The 19,095-nt window shown below is 65.2% G+C and carries 17 protein-coding genes; 12 read left to right on the forward strand and 5 right to left on the reverse strand.

Annotated elements, in window-relative coordinates:
• Nucleotides 1-44: 44 nt before the first annotated feature.
• The 6 genes from HMP06_RS15575 (at nucleotide 45) to HMP06_RS15600 (ending at nucleotide 6,985) form a co-directional block, all read left to right on the forward strand.
• Nucleotides 45-782: a hypothetical protein gene (locus HMP06_RS15575; RefSeq protein ID WP_232089731.1), complete on the forward strand. Its 738-nt coding sequence runs from the start codon at nucleotides 45-47 to the stop codon at nucleotides 780-782.
• Complete coding sequence (locus tag HMP06_RS15580) at nucleotides 779-1,102, forward strand: Rap1a/Tai family immunity protein (RefSeq protein ID WP_176497898.1); 324 nt, start codon at nucleotides 779-781, stop codon at nucleotides 1,100-1,102. Before HMP06_RS15575 ends, HMP06_RS15580 begins: the two co-directional genes overlap by 4 nt.
• 78 nt (nucleotides 1,103-1,180) lie before the next feature.
• Nucleotides 1,181-1,927 (forward strand): hypothetical protein, encoded by a 747-nt coding sequence (locus tag HMP06_RS15585; RefSeq protein ID WP_176497899.1) that lies wholly within the window; start codon nucleotides 1,181-1,183, stop codon nucleotides 1,925-1,927.
• A 55-nt stretch (nucleotides 1,928-1,982) separates the two neighbouring features.
• Nucleotides 1,983-4,397, forward strand: a complete 2,415-nt coding sequence (locus HMP06_RS15590; protein ID WP_269473387.1) for a ligase-associated DNA damage response DEXH box helicase — start codon at nucleotides 1,983-1,985, stop codon at nucleotides 4,395-4,397.
• Between the two features lie 41 nt (nucleotides 4,398-4,438).
• Nucleotides 4,439-5,386 (forward strand): aspartyl protease family protein, encoded by a 948-nt coding sequence (locus tag HMP06_RS15595; RefSeq protein WP_176497900.1) that lies wholly within the window; start codon nucleotides 4,439-4,441, stop codon nucleotides 5,384-5,386.
• Nucleotides 5,387-5,587: 201 nt separating this feature from the next.
• On the forward strand, nucleotides 5,588-6,985 hold the full coding sequence (locus tag HMP06_RS15600) for a M20/M25/M40 family metallo-hydrolase (protein ID WP_176497901.1): 1,398 nt from the start codon (nucleotides 5,588-5,590) through the stop codon (nucleotides 6,983-6,985).
• 35 nt (nucleotides 6,986-7,020) lie between these two features.
• Here HMP06_RS15600 and HMP06_RS15605 read toward each other — a convergent pair whose 3' ends face one another.
• Entirely contained in the window at nucleotides 7,021-7,929 is a 909-nt protein-coding gene (locus HMP06_RS15605; protein WP_176497902.1) for an MlaA family lipoprotein, read from the reverse strand.
• Between the two features lie 176 nt (nucleotides 7,930-8,105).
• Nucleotides 8,106-10,061, reverse strand: coding sequence for a potassium transporter Kup (locus tag HMP06_RS15610; RefSeq protein ID WP_176497903.1), 1,956 nt, complete (start codon nucleotides 10,059-10,061; stop codon nucleotides 8,106-8,108).
• Nucleotides 10,062-10,172: 111 nt separating this feature from the next.
• On the opposite strand from HMP06_RS15610, the gene pdeM reads away from it, so the two are divergent.
• Entirely contained in the window at nucleotides 10,173-10,847 is a 675-nt protein-coding gene (pdeM, locus tag HMP06_RS15615; RefSeq protein WP_176498595.1) for a ligase-associated DNA damage response endonuclease PdeM, read from the forward strand.
• Between the two features lie 125 nt (nucleotides 10,848-10,972).
• On the opposite strand, the gene msrA is transcribed toward pdeM, so the two are convergent.
• Both msrA and HMP06_RS15625 read right to left on the reverse strand, forming a co-directional pair.
• The gene (gene msrA / locus HMP06_RS15620) at nucleotides 10,973-11,632 is read right to left on the reverse strand and encodes a peptide-methionine (S)-S-oxide reductase MsrA (protein WP_176497904.1); all 660 of its coding nucleotides are present in this window, start codon (nucleotides 11,630-11,632) and stop codon (nucleotides 10,973-10,975) included.
• 87 nt (nucleotides 11,633-11,719) lie between these two features.
• On the reverse strand, nucleotides 11,720-12,349 hold the full coding sequence (locus tag HMP06_RS15625; protein WP_176497905.1) for a DedA family protein: 630 nt from the start codon (nucleotides 12,347-12,349) through the stop codon (nucleotides 11,720-11,722).
• Nucleotides 12,350-12,691: 342 nt separating this feature from the next.
• Here HMP06_RS15625 and rpiA point away from each other — a divergent pair, with 342 nt between their 5' ends.
• The 5 genes from rpiA (at nucleotide 12,692) to HMP06_RS15650 (ending at nucleotide 18,459) form a co-directional block, all read left to right on the forward strand.
• Nucleotides 12,692-13,360: a ribose-5-phosphate isomerase RpiA gene (rpiA, locus tag HMP06_RS15630; protein ID WP_176497906.1), complete on the forward strand. Its 669-nt coding sequence runs from the start codon at nucleotides 12,692-12,694 to the stop codon at nucleotides 13,358-13,360.
• Between the two features lie 80 nt (nucleotides 13,361-13,440).
• Nucleotides 13,441-15,522: a transketolase gene (tkt, locus tag HMP06_RS15635; RefSeq protein WP_176497907.1), complete on the forward strand. Its 2,082-nt coding sequence runs from the start codon at nucleotides 13,441-13,443 to the stop codon at nucleotides 15,520-15,522.
• A complete protein-coding gene (gene tal, locus HMP06_RS15640) occupies nucleotides 15,522-16,631 on the forward strand; it encodes a transaldolase (RefSeq protein WP_176497908.1) in 1,110 nt (369 codons plus the stop codon). Before tkt ends, tal begins: the two co-directional genes overlap by 1 nt.
• Nucleotides 16,632-16,678: 47 nt before the next feature.
• Nucleotides 16,679-17,665, forward strand: a complete 987-nt coding sequence (gene gnd, locus HMP06_RS15645; protein ID WP_176497909.1) for a phosphogluconate dehydrogenase (NAD(+)-dependent, decarboxylating) — start codon at nucleotides 16,679-16,681, stop codon at nucleotides 17,663-17,665.
• Nucleotides 17,662-18,459 (forward strand): Cof-type HAD-IIB family hydrolase, encoded by a 798-nt coding sequence (locus HMP06_RS15650; protein WP_176497910.1) that lies wholly within the window; start codon nucleotides 17,662-17,664, stop codon nucleotides 18,457-18,459. Before gnd ends, HMP06_RS15650 begins: the two co-directional genes overlap by 4 nt.
• Before the next feature lies 1 nt (nucleotide 18,460).
• Here HMP06_RS15650 and HMP06_RS15655 read toward each other — a convergent pair whose 3' ends face one another.
• The gene (locus tag HMP06_RS15655; RefSeq protein ID WP_176497911.1) at nucleotides 18,461-19,024 is read right to left on the reverse strand and encodes a cytochrome b; all 564 of its coding nucleotides are present in this window, start codon (nucleotides 19,022-19,024) and stop codon (nucleotides 18,461-18,463) included.
• Nucleotides 19,025-19,095 lie beyond the last annotated feature (71 nt).

The raw sequence follows: 19,095 nt of genomic DNA on the forward strand, positions 1-19,095 counted from the left end.
CCTTGATCGCTACACCTGAAGCGTTCGGGCATCCGGTGAACCGGGTGCCCGTTCGACCGCGCCGCGGCGGTCTGGTGATGGTCGCCGCGGCGATTGGGCTGGCCGCCGTGCCGCTTTCGGCCGCGTCCTTGCCGAGTGCGAAGACGGCGAAGCGCAAGGCGGTCAAACCGCCGCCCGCCGTCGCAACCGTGCCGGTGCCCGAGCCAGTCCGCTCGCCCGATGCGGCGCGCCTCATCGCGTGGATCGCCTCGGCACGCGACAATGGCAAACGCCCCTATCTCGTCATCGACAAGCAGGCCGCGTCGCTGTCGCTGTTCCGCGCGGACGGCAGTTTCGTCGGGGAGACGCCGGTGCTGCTCGGCATCGGGGTCGGGGATGATTCGTCGCCCGGCGTGGGTGCCAAGAAGCTTGAGGACATCGGCCCGGCCGAGCGCACCACGCCCGCCGGGCGCTTCGTGTCGAAATTCGGCCGCGCGTTCGGCAATCAGCGCGTGTTGTGGGTCGACTACGCCAATTCAGTCGCGCTGCACGCGGTGATCACCACGCACAAGAAGGAACGCCGCGTCGCGCGGCTGCTGTCGCCAACGCCCGATGACAATCGCATCAGCTTCGGCTGCATCAACGTCGGCGCGCGTTTCTATACCGGCAAGATTGGCGCGCTGTTCGGCAAGGCGGGGGGCATCGTCTATATCCTGCCCGAACGCACGCCGTTCGACACGGTGTTCCCGCGCGTGCGCCTGCTGCCCTATCTGAACCCCGCAGCGCCCGGGCCGGCATCGTGATCTGGGCGGCCTTCGCGTTGGGCGCGGCGGACCCGTCGCCCGTGGTGGTCAGCCCGCTCGAAAGCGCGCAATTGGCGCGCGCGTGTAGCGGCAAGGACAGCGATACGAGCGCGAGTTTCTGCACCGGGTATATCCTCGGCATCTTCGACGCGCTGTCGCTCGCGCAGGAGATTTGCCCGTCGGCGAAGAAAGCCTCCACGCGCCAGGCGGTGGTGGCGGTGCGCAAGGCGCTGCGGCTCCATCCCGATCGTTGGACGAGCGCGCCGTCCTTTTTGGTGCGCGATGCGTTGAAACAGGCCTTCCCGTGCAAGCGAAAGTAGCGGCTGCCTGATTCGCGGTGCGGGGCGCGGGCGCGGGCGCGCCTTGGATTGGCCCCATTGCTGTAGGATGCCACTGTCATGACAAGCGCGATTCGGACGTCCCTCCTTTCGATTTCTTCCCTTCGGCGTCTTGCCGCCTGGACGTCTGCCCTTGGCGGCGTCGCGCTGGCGCTGGGCGTGCCGGTCAGCGCGGCGCAGGCCGATGCGTTGCAAGCGAAGATCGTCGCGGCCGCGCGCGCCACGCCGACCGCACGCTATGCATTTCGCCGGACGCTGGTGCTCGACCGCAGCGGCGCCGAGCGCAAGACCTATGTCGAGCACTTCGATCCACGCCGCGCACCGGCCGATCGCTGGTCGCTGGTCAGCGTCGACGCGCGTGCGCCCAGCCCCAAGGACCTCGCATCGGCGCGCAAGACCAAGCGCGGGCCGACGCCGTCTTACGCGCAAATCGCGGAGTGGTTCGGCGGTGCGGCAACGCGGACCGAGGTGAAGGGCGGCGTGCTCTATCGCTTCGCGCGGCTGCCCAAGGGGATTTTCAAGATCGGATCGCATGATGCCTCCGCCGACACGCAAGCCGAGGCGCTGGTCAATACCGGCGGCGCGGTGCCGTTTGTCGAGCATGTGCGGATGACGTCGAACAAGAGCTTCAGCGTGATGCTGGTCGCGTCGCTGCGCAGTATCGCGGTTGATCAGCGCTATCGCCTGCTGGGCGACGGAAATGCAGTGCCCTCGGAGGCCAGCAGCGCGCTGACCGGCGCGATGATGGGCAAGGCCGGAACGATGCGGACGAGTACGAGCTACAGCGAGTTTCGCGCGATTCCATGATCGTGGACGGCGGCAGGGCTGGTCTTTGTGCGTCCGCGCACCCCATATCGACGGGGTGAACCGACCCGACCTCCCCACCCCGATCACCGACTGGTTCGCCGCCAAGGGCTGGGCGCCACGGCGGCATCAGCGCGAGATGCTCGATGTCGCGCGCGCCGGGGCACATGGCTTGCTCGTCGCGACGACGGGCGCAGGTAAGACGCTCGCTGGGTTCCTGCCGACGCTTGCCGAGCTGATCGAGCACCCGGCGGACGGGCTGCACACGTTGTACGTTTCGCCCTTAAAGGCGCTGGCGGTCGACGTGCAGCGCAATCTGCTCACCCCTGTCGCCGAAATGGGCGTCGATATCCGGATCGAAACGCGCACCGGTGACACCCCGTCGGATCGCAAGGCGCGGCAGCGGATCAAGCCGCCGCATATCCTGCTGACGACGCCCGAATCGCTCAGCCTGCTGTTGAGCTACCCCGACAGCTTCACGATGTTCGAGGGCCTGAAGACGATCGTGGTGGACGAGGTCCACGCCTTCGCCACCGGCAAGCGCGGCGATTTACTCAGCCTGTGCATGGCGCGGCTGCAACGGATTGCGCCGGGCCTGCGGCGCGTGGCGCTATCGGCAACGGTGGCCGATGCCGACGGCTACCGCGCCTGGCTCGCGCCCGATGGCGATATCGATACGGTCACGCTGGTGCAGGGCGAACCCGGCGCGCCGCCCAATGTCACGATCTTGCTGCCGCAGGGGCGGGTGCCGTGGTCGGGCCATTCGGGCCGCTATGCCGCCGAACAGGTGATGGCCGAGATCGAGCTCCACAAGACGACGATCGTGTTCTGCAACACCCGCGCGCTGGCCGAATTGATCTTTCAGGATTTGTGGAAGGTCAATGCGATGAATTTGCCGCTGGGGGTACATCACGGCTCGCTCAGCCTGGAGGCGCGACGCAAGGTCGAGGGCGCGATGGCCGACGGGCGGTTGCGCGGGCTGGTCGCGACCGCCAGCCTCGATCTCGGGGTCGATTGGGGCGATGTCGATTGCGTGGTTCAGATGGGCGCGCCGAAAGGATCGTCGCGTTTGCTGCAGCGGATCGGCCGCAGCAATCACCGGCTGGATGAACCGTCCGAGGCGATCGTCGTGCCGGGCAATCGCTTCGAATATCTCGAAGCGCGGGCAGCACTCGACGCGGTCGAAGCGGGCGAGCTCGACCCCGACGTGTTCCGCATGGGCGCGCTCGACGTGCTGGCGCAGCATGTGATGGCGTGTGCCTGCGCGGCGCCATTCGAACAGGGGGCGTTGCTCGACGAGGTCCGCTCGGCCTTGCCTTATTCGGCGCTGCCCACCGAGACATTCGAGCAAGTGCTCGGCTTCGTCCGCGACGGCGGCTATGCGCTGAAGGCGTACGACAAGTTTAAGCGCCTGACGCAGGACGCAGACGGCATGTGGCGGGTCAGCCTGCCGAAATTTGTTGCGCAGCATCGCCTGAATGCCGGGATCATCGTCGAGGCGACGATGCTGACCGTACGCTTCGGCAACGGGCGGGCTTTGGGGCGAGTCGAGGAGGGCTTTGCCGCGACCCTTTCCCCGCGCGACACCTTCTTTTTCGCGGGGTTGAGCCTGGAGGTAGAGCGGATCGACACCGAGTCGATCGTGGTCCGCGCAACGTCGCGGCCCGCGCGCATCCCGAGCTATGGCGGCGCGCGGATGGCGCTGTCGACCAACCTTGCGGACCGTGTACGCGGGTTTCTCGCCGATCCGGACGCGTGGCGGCGCTTTCCCGATGATGTGCGCGAATGGCTCGAGGTGCAGCAGGTGCGATCGGTGATGCCGCGGCCGGGGCAGTTATTGGTCGAGACCTTCCCGCGTGAGGGCAAGCATTACATGGTCGCCTACAGTTTCGAAGGCTGGAACGCACATCAGTCGCTCGGCATGTTGGTGACGCGGCGGATGGAGACGCAGGGGCTGAAACCGATCGGCTTCGTCTCAAACGATTATGCGCTGGCGTGTTACGGGCTGGAGCCGATCACCGACCCGGCGGCGTTGTTCTCGCGCGATATTTTGGAGGATGAGTTCGTCGATTGGGTGCAGCAATCGTCGCTGCTCAAACGCGCGTTTCGGGAGGTCGCGGTGATTGGCGGGCTGGTCGAGCGGCAGATTCCGGGCAAGCGCAAGACCGGCAAGCAAGTCAGTTTCTCGACCGATCTGATCTATGACGTGCTGCGCAAATATGAGCCGGGACATGTCCTGCTGCAAGCCGCCTGGGCCGATGCGCGTGCACGGATGACCGATGTCGGGCGGCTGGCCGACTTGCTCGATCGTGCGGCGGACACGATGCTGCACGTCGATCTGGAACGGATCTCGCCGCTCGCGGTGCCGGTGCTGACGCTGATCGGGCGCGAGCATGTGTCGCAGGGGCTGGCCGACGATGCGCTGTTGATCGAGGCCGAAGTGCTGGCGGCGGAGGCGATGAGGCTGGATTAGTCGCGCTTGTCGTAGGGCCGGAACGGGCGTACCTTCGTCACATGAACCCGGCGCTGCTCCTCGCCTCTCCCCTGCTCGCGCTGCTCAGTCCGGAACAGCCCGCGCCCGATCCTGCTGCGCAGCAAAATCCGCAGCAGATTCCACGCGATCAGCTCGATTTCGCCAATGACGATACGCGCATGACGGTGCCGGTAACGATCGGCGCGACCGGTCCCTACCGCTTTGTCGTGGACACCGGATCCGAACGCACCGTCATCGCCCGCGAACTTGCGGAATCGCTTGGGCTGGCACCGGGACGGACGGTGCGGATCACCGCGATGGCGGGGTCGGCCAGCGTCGGGACCTTCCTCATTCCTGATATCGGAGTCGGCACTGCTGGGCGCGGCGCGCGCATCACCAACGTGCGGATCGAGGCACCGGCGCTGGTGCAGCGGCATCTGGGTGCGCAGGGGCTGGTCGGGATCGACACGCTCAAGGACCATGCCGTCACGATCGATTTCGCGCGTCAGGCGATGACGGTGACGCCGTCGTCGAAACGCATCCGGATCGAACGGTTTGGCCGGGACGATATCGTCATCCGCGCAAAGAACCTGCTCGGTCAGCTCGTCGTAACCGACGCGAGCTATCGCGGACGCCGGATCCGGGTCGTGATCGACACGGGGTCGGTCGTCAGCATGGGCAATCTCGCCTTGCGCCGCCTCGTCGCGCGCGACTCCGGGCTTATGACCCCGGTCAAGTTGATGAGCGTCACCGGCGGCGTGCTGGAGGCGGATTATACCCAGGTCGGGCAAATCCAGCTGGGGAAGATTGCCTTCGCCAATTTGCCCGTGGCCTTCTCGGACGCGCCACCGTTTGCGCGGCTCGGTCTGCGTGAAGTACCCGCCTTGTTGCTTGGGATCGACGCCTTGCGCCTGTTCGGGCGCGTGCGAATCGATTTCGCCAACCGCGAACTTCGGTTGGCGCAGCCGAAGGACGCGGCGGCGCTTTAGACCGGCTCGGCTCACGGTCGTTTGACCTGAGGTTTCCCCCCTCCGTTCGGGCTGAGCGTGTCGAAGCCCCGGCTGCTACAAGCCGCGTCGGATGGGCGGCACGCTGCCCTTCGAGAGGCTCAGGGCGAACGGGGGGTCCGTAACGGTTGCGTTCGCGGCACAGCGCGTTAGCTTCTGTCCCACATAAAAGGGGCCTTTCACATGCGCGCACTCACGACAGCAACGATCCTCGGTCTGGCGGCGATCGCCAGCGCAGCATCGGCGCAGGATCGGCCCGACCAGAAGGCGTACTTCGGGCTCTACAAGGAATTGGTTGAGACCAACACGACGCTGTCCAGCGGGAGCTGCACGCAAGCTGCCGCACAGATCGGCACGCGGCTGAAGGCGGCAGGCTATGCCGACAGCGACGTCACGCTGTTCTCGGTGCCCGAGCGCGCCAAGGAAGGCGGCATCGTCGCGGTCATTAAGGGGAGTGACGCCACGGCCAAGCCGATGCTGCTGCTCGGCCATCTCGACGTGGTGGAGGCCAAGCGCGCCGATTGGGTGCGCGATCCCTTCACGCTGATCGACGAGGGCGGCTATTATTATGCACGCGGGACAGTCGACGACAAGGCGATGGCTTCGGTCTGGGCGGATTCGATGATCCGCCTCAAGCAGGAGGGGTATCGCCCCAAGCGCACGATCAAGCTGGCGCTAACCTGCGGCGAGGAAACGACTTTCGCGTTCAACGGCGCGGAATGGCTGGCGAAGAACAAGCGCGACCTGATCGATGCCGAATTCGCGCTCAACGAAGGCGGCGGCGGGCGCTACGGCCCCGACGGCAAGCCGCAATTGCTGGCGCTGCAAGTCGGCGAGAAGGCTTCGCAGAATTACGCGTTCGAGGTGACCAACCCCGGCGGGCACAGCTCGCAACCGGTGCCCTCGAACGCGATCTACGAGCTGTCCGACGCGTTGAAGGCGGTGCAGGGCTATGAATTCCCGGTCAAGTTCAGCGATACGACGCGCGCTTTCTTCAGCATGGCGGCGCTCGGTTCCCCGCCCGTGCTACGCGATGCGATCATGAAGCTGTTGGCCAACCCGAACGATGCCGCCGCCGACAAGATCGTGAGTTCAGAAAAAATGATGCATTCGACGCTGCGCACGACCTGCGTCGCGACGATCGTGACGGCGGGTCATGCCGAGAATGCGCTGCCGCAGCGCGCGACTGCCAACGTCAATTGCCGCATCTTCCCTGGCGAGACGGTGCCGGGCACGCTCGCCAAATTGCAGGAGCTCGCCGGGCCGAAGGTCAAGGTCAGCGCCAACCCACCGATCCGCCCGACCGCGATCCCGCCCGCGCTCGATCCAAAGATCACCGGCCCGGTAAAGGCAGTGGCGGCGAAGCATTTCCCCGGCCTGCCGCTGCTGCCGCTGATGTCGACCGGCGCGACCGACGGGATCTTCCTCGAGGCGGTCGGGATTCCGGTTTACGGCGTGCCCGGTTTCTTCGTCGATGCCGACGGCAACGGCACGCACGGCCTGAACGAGCGGATCCGCAAGGATTCGCTGTATAATGGCCGCGATTATCTGTTCGATCTGGTCAAGGCGTTCGCCGGGTAAGGGGCGCCGGGTAAGGGGCGCGCGGTAAGCGCGCGTTACTTTGCGTCCGGTGCGTCGGTGACCGAGGGTCTGATCGATCCGGGCACGGGCCGGACGATCCGGCGGCGCTGGTCGTGCAGTTCGTCGATCTGCGCCTGGCGCCGCGTCAGATAGAATTCGCGCGTTGCCTGATACGCCTTCTGCTTGTCCTGGCGCAGCGCTTCGATCGTCTCATCGAGTTGCGCGCGTTGATCGAGTGTGCCGAACACGCCCATCGGAATCGTCACCGCCGGGTTGCGCAGCGGCCCGCCGACGGCGAAGGGGATCACGAAGCGGTCGATCGTCGATCCGATCAGATCGCGCACCGTCGTCGGCCCGACCAGCGGCACATACAAAAACGCGCCGGTCTTCACCCCGTAAAAGCCGAGCGTGTTGGCAAAGCCATTGGGATTCTGTCGCAGCTTGAAGGGTTTGCGCCGCGCCATGTCGAAAATGCCGCCGACGCCGACGGTGGTGTTGACCAGGAAGCGCCCAAGCGTCTTGGCGGCCCGGCCGATCTTGTGCTGCAGGATGCAGTTGAGTGCGGTGACGGGCTCGCGCAGATTGTTGAGCACGTTGCGAATCCCGTCGCGCACCGGCGCGGGCAGGATCTTTTGATAGGTCTTGGCGACCGGGCGGATCACCGCGATATCGATCGCCTGGGTGACCTCGAAACTCTGCAAATTGACGCTTTGCAGCGGGTCGCCGGCACTGCGCGCGCGCGCGGTGACGACCAGATCCTCGGATCCGGTTTGGGGTGGGCCGGATTGCGGTGCGGCGGGTAGAAGCGCCGGATCGGCGGATACCGCGAGCGGGGTGGACTGACCTTGGGCAAGGACCACCAGCGACACAGGCGCGGGAATCGCCGCCACCGGTAATGGCGGCGCGAGCAGCACCAAGCCGCTGGCCAGCAGCAGCGCACTCATCGCAGCGGCTTCCACATGGCATTGTGCCCCGCGCACGCCCGACCGCTGCAACGCCCCGTCACGTCATCTCCCTGTCCAGACGCGGCTTTTTCCTGCCCAGGACGAGGGCTTGTTACACGATTCAGTCCGGGGCGGAATTACTATTTTGGACGGCACGGCAGGCATAGGGCGTGCCCTTAAACGGTGACCTGCTCGCCCAATTCCAATACCTTACCTGGCGGAATCTTGAGAAAATCGGTCGGGTCGCTGGCGTTGCGCTGCAGGAACATGAAGATCCGGTCCTGCCACAGCGGCATTCCCTGGTCCGCCGTCGGCTTCAGCGTGTTGCGCCCGATGAAATAACTCGTCTTGGCGGGGTTGAGCGTCTTTTTGTGCGCCACCGCCTCAAACCCCAGATCGCGCGGGCAATCGGGCGATTCCATGAAGCCGTAATGCAGCACGATGATCGTGAAATTATCGTCGACCGGGCGGATTTCGGCGCGATCCTCGGGCTCGACCGTCGGACGGTCGGCGGTGCGGATGCTGACGATCAAATTCTTTTCATGCAGCACCTTGTTGTGCTTGAGATTGTGCAGCAGCGCCCCCGGCGCGCTGTCCGGATTGGCGGTCAGGAACACGGCCGTTCCCTCGACGCGCTCGGGCGGGCGCTTGGCGAGCGCGGCGGCGAGATCGATCAGCGGGATGCTTTGGCGCTGTTCGAACTCGCGGACGATGCTGCGGCCGCGGTTCCAGGTGTAGATGATCAGCCCGATCGCGCCCGCTACCACCAGCGGCACCCAGCCGCCCTCGACCACGCGCAGGATGTTCGCACCGAAGAAGATCAGGTCGAGCGTCAGGAACGGCACGATCACCGCAAGCGCAAGCGGGCGGCTCCAGTTCCAGCGATGCCGCGCGACGAGATAGGCGAGGCAGGTCGTGACGACCATCGTGCCGGTCACCGCGATGCCGTACGCCGCCGCCATCGCGCTCGATGTGCGGAACTGGATCACCAGGACCAGCACGCCGACCAGCAACAGCCAGTTGATCGTCGGGAGATAGATTTGACCGACTTGCGTCGCCGAGGTCTGGCGGACGCGCAGCCGCGGCAGCAGCCCGAGCTGAATCGCTTGCTGGGTCAGCGAGAAGGCGCCGGTAATGACCGCCTGGCTGGCGATCACCGTCGCCAGCATCGCCAGCACGATCAGCCACGGCCGCACCGCGTCTGGTGCCATCAGGAAGAACCAGTCCTGATTGACGAAGGGCGTGCCCGCCTGCGCCGCCGCCTCGAGCGCGCTCAGCGCAAACGCGCCTTGCCCGAGATAGTTGAGGACGAGGCAGGGAAAGACCAGGAAGAACCAGCCAAGCCGGATCGGCTTGATCCCGAAATGCCCCATGTCGGCGGTCAGCGCTTCGGCGCCGGTTACGGTCAGGAACACCGCGCCCAATACGAACAGGCCGGTGACGCCGTGCGTCGCCAGCAGCATCACTCCGTAATGCGGCGAGACCACGCGCAGGATCGAGGGTTCGTCAGCGATATGCCACACGCCCAGCCCGCCGATCGCGAGGAACCACAGGATGCAGACCGGGCCGAACAGCGCGGAAACGCGCGCCGTTCCTCGGCTCTGGATGAAGAACAAGGCGATCAGGATGACGATGGTGAGGGCGAGGATGACGTCTTCGCTGAACACGGCACCCGCGCCCGGGATCGTTTTCAGCCCCTCGACCGCCGACAGCACGGAGAGCGCAGGGGTGATGATCGCATCGCCATAAAAGAGCGAGGCACCCGCCGCGCCGAGGATCAAAGCGATCAGCGATCGTCGCCCGAGCGCGCGCCGCGCCAGCGCGGTCAGCGCGAGTACGCCGCCCTCGCCCTGATTGTCGGCGCGCATCAGGAACAGGACGTATTTGACGGTAACGACCAGGATCAGCGACCAGATCGCCAGACTCAGCACACCAAGAATCTCGGTCGGGTCGATCCCGTCGCCGGCCGTCTGGTTCAGCGCCTCACGAAAGGCGTAGAGCGGGCTGGTGCCGATATCGCCGAACACTACGCCGATCGCGCCGACCGTCAGCGCAATCAACGCCGGGTGCGGCGTATGCGTGGTCGGGCTGACCGGGGTGGTTGTCGGACGTGTCACTGGGGCAGAGGTCATAAGGCTGGAATGGCTCGCCGGGAAGGACGGCGCGCTTTACGCCCGTGGCGGCTTTGCGCAAGCGCTTTGTCGCGGTTGCTTTGGTGCGGGGGCTACGACATAGGCATGGCTATGGTTCCCTTTTCGTTCGCCGGTAATGAGTTGCTTGCCTTGGGTAGCGGTGCGCTGTTCTGGCCGGCGCGGCGCGCGCTGCTGGTGGCGGACCTGCATTTCGAGAAAGCGAGCTGGTTCGCGGCGCACGGGCAGATGTTGCCGCCCTATGATTCGCTCGCCACCCTGGTCGATCTGAACGCGATCGTCGCGGCGACGGGCGCGCGCGAAATGTGGTGCCTGGGCGACAGTTTCCACGACGATGCCGGGTGCGATCGGCTGCCCGCGGCGGCGCAGGACGCGCTGCGCACGCTGACCAGTGCGACGGCGTGGTGCTGGATCACCGGCAATCATGATCGCGCAAGCGGGGCCGGGCTGGTCGATCGCTGCGGCGGCACCGTCCTGCCCGAGGCGGTGGTCGATGGGCTGGTGTTGCGACACGAGGCCGCACCGGGCGAGACACGGCCCGAACTTTCGGGGCATTTCCACCCGAAACTGCGCGTGCGGGTGCGCGGGCGCAACGTCGCGCGGCGCTGTTTCGTGGCGACGCCGAGCAAGCTGATCCTGCCGGCCTTCGGGGCGCTGACCGGCGGACTCGATGCCGATCACCCCGAAATCGTTCGCGCGGTCGGGCGGGGGGCGGAAGCGCTGATCCCGGTCGAGGACCGGATGTTGCGGTTCAAACTGGCGGCCTGAGACCACGTCCGTTCGTGCTGAGCTTGTCGCAGCACACCATGCCACGAGGGTGAGCGGCGCCCGTTGCGCAGGCCCGTCGACAAGCTCAGGGCGAACGGGACACTCGGCACCTTGGCGTTGGATCGTTATCCGCGCGCCAGCTGCGGAAACCCCGCTTTGAACGCCGCGACCTTGGGCTTGTCGAAGGTCGTGATGTACGGGTGGTTCGGGTTCCGGTCGTAGAAATTCTGGTGATACTCCTCGGCCGGGAAGAACGCGCCGGTCTCGATCTTGGTCACGATCGGCTTGGCAAAGACATGCGCCTTGCCCAATTGCGCGATATAGGCCGCTGCGACCCCGCGCTGTGCTGCGGTCTGCGGGAAGATCGCCGAGCGATAGCTATAGCCGCTGTCGGGCCCCTGGCGGTTCAGCTCGGTCGGGTTGTGCGCGACCGAGAAATAGACGCGCAGCAGCGTGGCGTAGCTCACCTTCGCGGGATCATAGATCACGCGGATCGCCTCGGCATGTTTGGTCGTCTCGCTCGACACCGCTTCGTAATTCGCGGTCGCCTTGGTCCCGCCGGCATAGCCTGAGGTGACCGCGGTTACGCCCTTCACATGGTCGAACACCGCCTCCATCCCCCAGAAGCAGCCGCCCGCGAACACCGCGACCTGCTGGCCCTTGGCAGTAACATCGACCTTGGCGGCGGGGATCGGCACGGCGCGTTCGGCTTGTGCGGCACCGCCGCCGAGCGCGAACAGCGCGGCGCCGGCGATGGCAGCGGTAATCAGAACGGGTTTCAGCATGACAGCCTCTCATCGGGATGATGCCCGGTATACGACGCATCGACGCGCAGAGTTACGCGCGCCCATCGAAAAAGGATGTGGGACGCCTTAACGCCGCTTCAAGCCGTGCACCTTGTGCCACACAAACAAGCCGATCGCGACGACCAGCGCGACGCCGATCAACGCATCGGCGCTGTGGAACGCCGCCTTCACGCGCGGGTCGCTGTTCCAAGCACGCCCGAGCGTCTGGCCGAGCCAGGCCAGCGCGAAACAGAACGGCCAGGAACCGATGAAGGTATAGAGGTGAAACGGCACCAGCGGCATCCGCGCGACACCGGCGGGAAAGGCGATGAAGGTGCGGATCACCGGCAGCAGCCGCCCGATCAGCACCGCGGCATTGCCAAAGCGCGCGAAAAAGCGGTCGGCGGCATCGAGTTCGCCCGGCCCGATCAGCAGATATTTGCCATAGCGTTCGGCAAGTGGCCGCCCGCCACGCTTGCCCGCTTCATAGGCGACGATCGAGCCGAGGTTGCAGCCGATCGCCCCGGCGGTTGCCGCCAGGAACAGGTTCATCTTGCCCTGCGACACAAGATAGCCCGCAAACGGCATGATGAGTTCGGACGGCAGCGGCACGCACGCGCTCTCAATCGCCATCAGCAGCGCGATGCCCCAATAGCCCCCGGCCTCGATGACCGCGATGACGAAGCCGGCCAGGATGCCGAGGATATGTTCAACCATGCGAGCGCTTTGCCGTGTGGCGCGGCGGGGGGCAAAGGGAAAAGTGGTCTGGTTGTTACTTCATACTTCCCCGGCGAAGGCCGGGGCCCAGCAGCGAGCGTTTTCATGTTCGTGCGCTGCGCACAGTTTTCTTTTACGCCACGACGGGGCCGCGGCCCTCGCGGGGGAACTAGAGCGTGATGACGTTAGCTTGATCCAATCCCCAATCCGTTCGTGCTGAGCTTGTCGAAGCACCCGTGCAACACGCCAGCCCTTGCTTGTTGCACGGGCCCTTCGACAGGCTCAGGGCGAACGGGTCATGCTAATGTCATCCTGCTCTAAATCGCGTGCTAGGGTAGTGCCATGAACGAAACCGACAAACGCCTCGCTGCGCTTGCCGCCATCAAAGAGATTCAGCCCGGCATGGTCGTCGGCCTCGGCACCGGTTCGACCGCCGCCTTCGCGATCGAAGCACTCGGTGAACGCGTGCGCGGCGGGCTTGCGATCCGGGCGGTTGCGACCTCGCTTGCCACGGAAGCCCACGCCCGCGCGGTCGGCATAACCCTGATCGATTTGCCTGCTGAAATCGACCTGACGATCGACGGAGCCGACGAAATCGACGACGGTCTCCGCGCAATCAAGGGCGCGGGCGGGGCGATGCTGCGCGAGAAGATCGTCGCCGCGGCAAGCAAGCGGATGGTGGTGATCGCCGACGGATCGAAGCGGGTCGCGGCGATTGGCGCGGCGAAGATCCCGGTCGAAACGCTGCCGTTCGCGCAAGGATTCGTCGCGGCGCGACTCGAAAAACTCGGCGGTGCCCCTGTACTCCGTGCCGGATTCGTCACCGATCAGGGCAATTGTATCCTCGATTGTCGTTTTGCCGCCGACACCGACAAGGAGCTGCTCGCTGCCCAAATCGACGCAATTCCGGGCGCTTTGGGGCATGGCCTGTTCCTGACCGAGGTGGACGCTGCGTATATCGCGGCGGACGGCGTCGTTACGCGACTGGAACGCGGCGCAAGGACACGATAAGGCCCGCGCAAACTGCAACCGGGCCGCAACCGGGCGCGCGCGCGTGCGTTCAGACCCCAAGAGCGAGGCGAATTCCTTCCATGTCCGATACCCCGACCCAAGCCGGTGCAACCGGTCTGCACGAAGACGGCAGCCTCGCGCGGCTAACGATCGATACGATCCGCACGCTGTCGATGGATGCGGTGCAAGCCGCCAATTCGGGGCATCCCGGCACGCCGATGGCGCTGGCCCCGGTCGGCTACACGCTGTGGAGCGAATTCCTGCGCTATGATCCGGCGACGCCCGACTGGCCCAATCGCGACCGCTTCGTGCTCTCGGTCGGTCATGCGTCGATGCTGCTATATTCGCTGATTCACCTGGCGGGGATCCAGGAGATCGATGCCGCGGGCAAGAAAAGCGGTCACCCTGCGCTGAGCCTCGACGATCTCAAGCAGTTCCGCCAGCTTTCGTCGCGCACGCCGGGCCATCCCGAATATCGCCATACGACCGGCGTCGAAACGACCACCGGGCCGCTCGGTGCCGGGTGCAGCAATGCGGTCGGCATGGCGATTGCCGAACGCTGGTTCGCGGCGCGCTATAACAAGCCGGGCTTCGACCTGTTCGACCATGACGTCTACGCGCTCTGCGGCGATGGCGACATGATGGAGGGCGTCGCGGCCGAAGCGGCGTCGCTCGCCGGGCATTTGAAGCTGTCCAACCTGTGCTGGATTTATGACAGCAACCATATCTCGATCGAGGGCGGCACCGATCTCGCGTTCGACGAAGATGTGGGGATGCGCTTCCAGGCGTATGGCTGGAACGTCATTCATGTCGATGACGCTAACGACACCGTCGCGCTCGCCGCTGCCTTCGCCAGCTTCAAGGCGACCAGCGACCGGCCGACCTTCATCGTCGTCCATTCGGTAATCGGTTACGGCAGCCCCAAGGCGGGCAGCGAAAAGGCGCATGGCGAGCCGCTCGGCGACGAGAACATCCGCCTGACGAAGCAAGCCTATGGCTGGCCCGAGGACGCCAAGTTCCTGGTGCCCGATGGCGTGGCCGAGCATTTCCACGCTGCCGTCGCCGATCGTGGCGGTCCGGCGCGCGAAGCATGGGACGCGCTGCGCACGCGCTATTCGGCTGAATATCCCGATCTGGCCGAACAGCTCGATGCGATCTTTGCGGATCGGCTGCCCGATGGCTGGGATGCCGATATTCCGGTGTTCGACGCCGATCCCAAGGGCATCGCCAGCCGCGATGCGGGGGGCAAGGTGCTCAATGCGATCGCGGCGCGGGTGCCGTGGCTGCTCGGCGGATCGGCCGATCTCGCGCCCTCGACCAAGACCGACATCAAGGGTGCGGATTCTTTCTCCTATTCGAACTTCGGCGGCTCAAACCTCCATTTCGGGGTCCGCGAACACGGCATGGGCGGCGTCGTCAACGGCATGAGCCTGTCGCATTTGCGCGGCTATGGCTCGACCTTCCTGGTCTTTGCCGATTACATGCGCGCGCCGATAAGGCTCTCTGCAATCATGGAAATCGGCGCGGTGTGGGTGTTCACGCACGATTCGATCGGCGTGGGTGAGGACGGCCCGACGCATCAGCCGATCGAGCATCTCGCCACCCTCCGCGCGATCCCCGGCCTAGACACAATCCGCCCCGGCGACGCCAACGAAGTCGCCGAAGCGTGGAAAGCGGTCATGCAGGACGCCAGCCACCCGACCGCTTTAATCCTTTCGCGTCAGGCACTTCCGACAATCGACCGCTCCAAGTATGCCAGCGCCGCGGGCGTCGCCAAGGGCGGCTATGTGCTCGCCGACAGCGAGAACCCGCAAGTGATCCTGATCGCGACTGGCTCCGAAGTGTCGCTCGCGATCGAAGCGTATGAGGCGTTGAAGGCGCAAGGGGTTGCGGCACGTGTCGTGTCGATGCCGAGCTGGTATCGCTACGAATTGCAGGATGCCGCGTATAAGGAATCGGTGCTGCCGCGCGTCGTCACGGCGCGCATTGCGATCGAGATGGCCGGCGAGCTCGGTTGGGATCGCTATGTCGGGCTGGACGGCCGCACGATCACGATGAGCACCTTCGGTGCGTCCGCGCCGATCGCCAAATTGCAGGACAAATACGGCTTCACCGTCGCGAACATCGTGAAGCAGGCCACGCAAATTCTGGAGTCGAAGTGATGGGTCATCTGAACGATCTTGCAGGCCTGGGTCAGGCCGTCTGGCTCGATTTCGTCGATCGCAAGTTCCTGGCGGCGGGCGGCCTCCAGAAATTGATCGACGAGGATGCGCTGACCGGGGTTACCTCCAACCCATCGATCTTCGAGAAGGCGATGGGGCATGGCGATGCCTATGACGCTGAGCTTGCCGCTTACGACACGGCGAATCCTGGCGCGGCGACGATCGATCGCTACGAACATCTTGCGATTCTCGACATCCAGGCCGCCGCAGACACGCTGCGGCCCGTGCATGACCGGCTTGACGCGAAGGACGGCTATGTCAGCCTTGAGGTCTCGCCCTATCTCGCCAACGATACTGACGGCACGATTGCCGAGGCGCAGAAGCTGTGGGCGGCGGTCGATCGGCCCAATCTGATGATCAAGATCCCCGGCACGCCCGCCGGTGTGCCCGCGATTGCGGCGACGATCGATGCCGGGATCAGCGTCAACGTGACCCTGCTGTTTTCGCAAAGCGCGTATCAGGCGGTGGCGGAGGCCTATGTCGAGGGCCTCGAAAAGCGGGCAGAACGCGGTGAGCCGATCGACCGCATCGCGAGCGTCGCGAGCTTCTTCATCAGCCGGATCGATGCGAAGATCGACGACAAGATCGATGCGGGCGTGGGTGGCGACGAAGCCAAGGCGCTGAAGGGCAAGGTCGCCATCGCCAATGCCAAGCTCGCTTATGCCTGGTATGAGGAGTTCATCACCGGGCCACGCTGGCAGGCACTGGCTGCCAAGGGCGCGCAGCCACAGCGTCTGCTGTGGGCGTCGACGGGCACCAAGAACCCCGACTATCCCGACACGCTGTATCTTGACACGCTGATCGGCAAGGATACGGTCAACACTGTGCCGCCCAAGACGCTCGATGCGTTCCGCGATCACGGCACGGCGGCGACGACGCTGACGCAGGATGTCGCGGGTGCGCGCAAGATTATCTCGGAAACTGAACGACTTGGGCTCGATCTCGATGGCGTGACCGATACGCTGGTCGAGGAGGGCGTCGCGTCCTTCTCCAAGGCGTTCGACGATCTGCTGGGTGCCATTGCCGCCAAGCAGCCTGCGCACGCCTGAGTGGCACTTTCGGCACTTTCCATCGTAGCACCACCCGGAGTTAAGTCATGAAGATCGGGATCATCGGCCTCGGCCGGATGGGGGCGGGCATCGCGCGTCGCCTGATGCGCGCGGGCCATGAGGTGGTGGCGTTCGACCGCGACGAGAAAGCGATCGCAGCGCTGGCCGCCGATGGTGCCGTCGGGGCGAGCGGCCTCGACGATATGCGCGGCAAGCTCGGCCAGCCGGGGATCTACTGGGTGATGCTCCCGGCAGGCGACCCGACCGAACAGACCGTCGCCGCGATCGGCGCATTCTGTGGCAGCGGCGACATCGTCATCGATGGCGGTAACAGCTTCTACAAGGACGACATCCGCCGCGCCAAGGCACTGTCCGAAAAGGGTGCGCTGTACGTCGACGTCGGCACCTCGGGCGGCGTGTGGGGTTTGGAGCGCGGCTTCTGTATGATGGTCGGCGGGGACAAGGCCGCGGTCGATCACATCGACCCGATCCTCGCCGCACTCGCGCCTGGCATCGGCACGATCCCACGCACGCCGGGCCGCGAAGCCGCGGATAATGAGGACCCGCGCGCCGAGCAGGGCTATATCCATGCCGGGCCAGCGGGTGCCGGGCATTTCGTCAAGATGGTTCACAACGGCATCGAGTACGGGCTGATGCAGGCCTATGCCGAGGGCTTCGACATTCTGAAGGGCAAGGCGTCGGACAAACTGCCCGAGGATGAACGGTTCGACCTCAATCTGACCGACATCGCAGAAGTGTGGCGGCGCGGCAGCGTGATTTCCTCTTGGCTGCTCGACCTGACCGCGATTGGCCTCGCCAAGGACCAGAACCTCGAGCAGTTCACCGGCAGCGTCGCCGATTCGGGCGAGGGACAGTGGACGATCGACGCGGCGATGGAGGAAAAGGTCCCGGCCAACGTGCTGACCGCCGCCTTGTTCGCGCGCTATCGCAGTCGGGTCGATCACACCTTCGGCGACAAATTGCTGTCCGCGATGCGTTTTGGGTTCGGCGGGCATGTCGAGATGCCTCAGTGACCATCGGCCTAGTGGTGTCGGATGTCGACGGCACGCTGGTCGATAAGAAGAAGCAGCTTACGCCGGGCGTGATCGCTGCGGTCGAACGGCTGCGCGCGGCGGGTCTCGGCTTCACGATCATCAGTGCACGTCCGCGCTCGGGGGTGATGCCGCTCGCCGATACGCTGGCGATCGATGCGCCGATGGGCGCGTTCAACGGAGGGACCGTGTTCAAGCGCGATGGCACGGTTCTCTGCCACCACCGGATCGATCGCGCGGTGGTGGAACGGGTGTTCGCACTGACCGAGGGCGCGGCGGTCGATACCTGGGTGTTTGCCGACGACCTTTGGTATGCGAGCAATCCGGACGGCGCGCATGTCGCGAGCGAGCGGGTGGCATCGAACCAGGCGCCGATCGTGCGGCAAGATTTCAGCGACCTGTATGACCGCGCTGACAAGGTCACCTTCGTCAGTGACGATGCCGCCCTGCTCGCAGGCCTCGCCGACCGCGCCAAGGGGTTCGCTGATCGCGCGACGATTATGCAATCGCAGACCTATTATCTCGACGTGACCGCGCTCGCTGCCAATAAGGGAGACGGCATCTCCGCGCTGAGCGATGCGATCGGCGTGCCGCTCGATCGCACAGCGGCGTTGGGCGACCAGTTCAACGACGTGCCGATGTTCGCGCGCGCCGGCCTGTCCTTCGCGATGGGGCAAGGGCCAGAAGCGGTGCGCGCAAAGGCGACGCACGTAGTGGCGGGCAATGATGCCGACGGCGTTGCCGAGGCGATCGACGCGATCCTCGCGGCGCGCTGAACTACCGCCGGCCCGGCCACATCCGCTGTAATTCCTTCACCCCATCGACCCATTGGTGCTTCAGCGCGCCCGCGACGTGCAGCGCGAACAGCGCGTATACGGCGTAGGCGATGATCTCATGTGCTTCGCCGAAGCTGTCATGCACGGCTTTCTTGGTCACGGGATCGAGCGCTAGGATGAAGCCGATGCGCGGCCAGGGAATTAGGCCGTAGAGCATGATGGGCGTTGATGACGCTTTCTCATAGGCCGAATCCATGATCCAGCCGGTCAGCGGCATCGCGAACAGGATCGCATAGAGACCCCAATGCACGACGTGCGCAGCGGTGACTTCCCAGCCGGCATAGGCCTGCGAGAGTGGCGGGGGGCGATGCGAGAAACGCCATAGAATCCGCAGGATAGCCAGCCCCAGGATGGTGATGCCGATCGATTTGTGCAGATCGATTGCCGGGCGCACCTGCGCATCGGGATAGAAATCCCAGGTTAGCGCCAGCGCGACATTGGCGATGATCAGCAGCGCGACGATCCAATGCAGCGCGATCGCGATTCCGGTGTAGCGTTGAACCACGCATGTGCTCCTGCTCGATTTTGTCGGACTTACCCTAGCGGGGCGGGTCGGCACGCGCTAGGCGCGTCAGC

This window comes from Sphingomonas sp. HMP6 (assembly GCF_013374095.1).
Lineage (GTDB): Bacteria > Pseudomonadota > Alphaproteobacteria > Sphingomonadales > Sphingomonadaceae > Sphingomonas.

Excerpts from the sequence above, each read along its gene's own strand:
- HMP06_RS15605 (WP_176497902.1), bottom strand. The coding sequence starts at position 7,929 with ATGAGTGCGCTGCTGCTGGCCAGCGGCTTGGTGCTGCTCGCGCCGCCA.
- HMP06_RS15585 (WP_176497899.1), top strand. The coding sequence starts at position 1,181 with ATGACAAGCGCGATTCGGACGTCCCTCCTTTCGATTTCTTCCCTTCGG.
- HMP06_RS15600 (WP_176497901.1), top strand. The coding sequence starts at position 5,588 with ATGCGCGCACTCACGACAGCAACGATCCTCGGTCTGGCGGCGATCGCC.
- tkt (WP_176497907.1), top strand. The coding sequence starts at position 13,441 with ATGTCCGATACCCCGACCCAAGCCGGTGCAACCGGTCTGCACGAAGAC.
- HMP06_RS15595 (WP_176497900.1), top strand. The coding sequence starts at position 4,439 with ATGAACCCGGCGCTGCTCCTCGCCTCTCCCCTGCTCGCGCTGCTCAGT.
- msrA (WP_176497904.1), bottom strand. The coding sequence starts at position 11,632 with ATGCTGAAACCCGTTCTGATTACCGCTGCCATCGCCGGCGCCGCGCTG.
- gnd (WP_176497909.1), top strand. The coding sequence starts at position 16,679 with ATGAAGATCGGGATCATCGGCCTCGGCCGGATGGGGGCGGGCATCGCG.
- tal (WP_176497908.1), top strand. The coding sequence starts at position 15,522 with ATGGGTCATCTGAACGATCTTGCAGGCCTGGGTCAGGCCGTCTGGCTC.
- pdeM (WP_176498595.1), top strand. The coding sequence starts at position 10,173 with ATGGTTCCCTTTTCGTTCGCCGGTAATGAGTTGCTTGCCTTGGGTAGC.
- HMP06_RS15610 (WP_176497903.1), bottom strand. The coding sequence starts at position 10,061 with ATGACCTCTGCCCCAGTGACACGTCCGACAACCACCCCGGTCAGCCCG.
- rpiA (WP_176497906.1), top strand. The coding sequence starts at position 12,692 with ATGAACGAAACCGACAAACGCCTCGCTGCGCTTGCCGCCATCAAAGAG.
- HMP06_RS15625 (WP_176497905.1), bottom strand. The coding sequence starts at position 12,349 with ATGGTTGAACATATCCTCGGCATCCTGGCCGGCTTCGTCATCGCGGTC.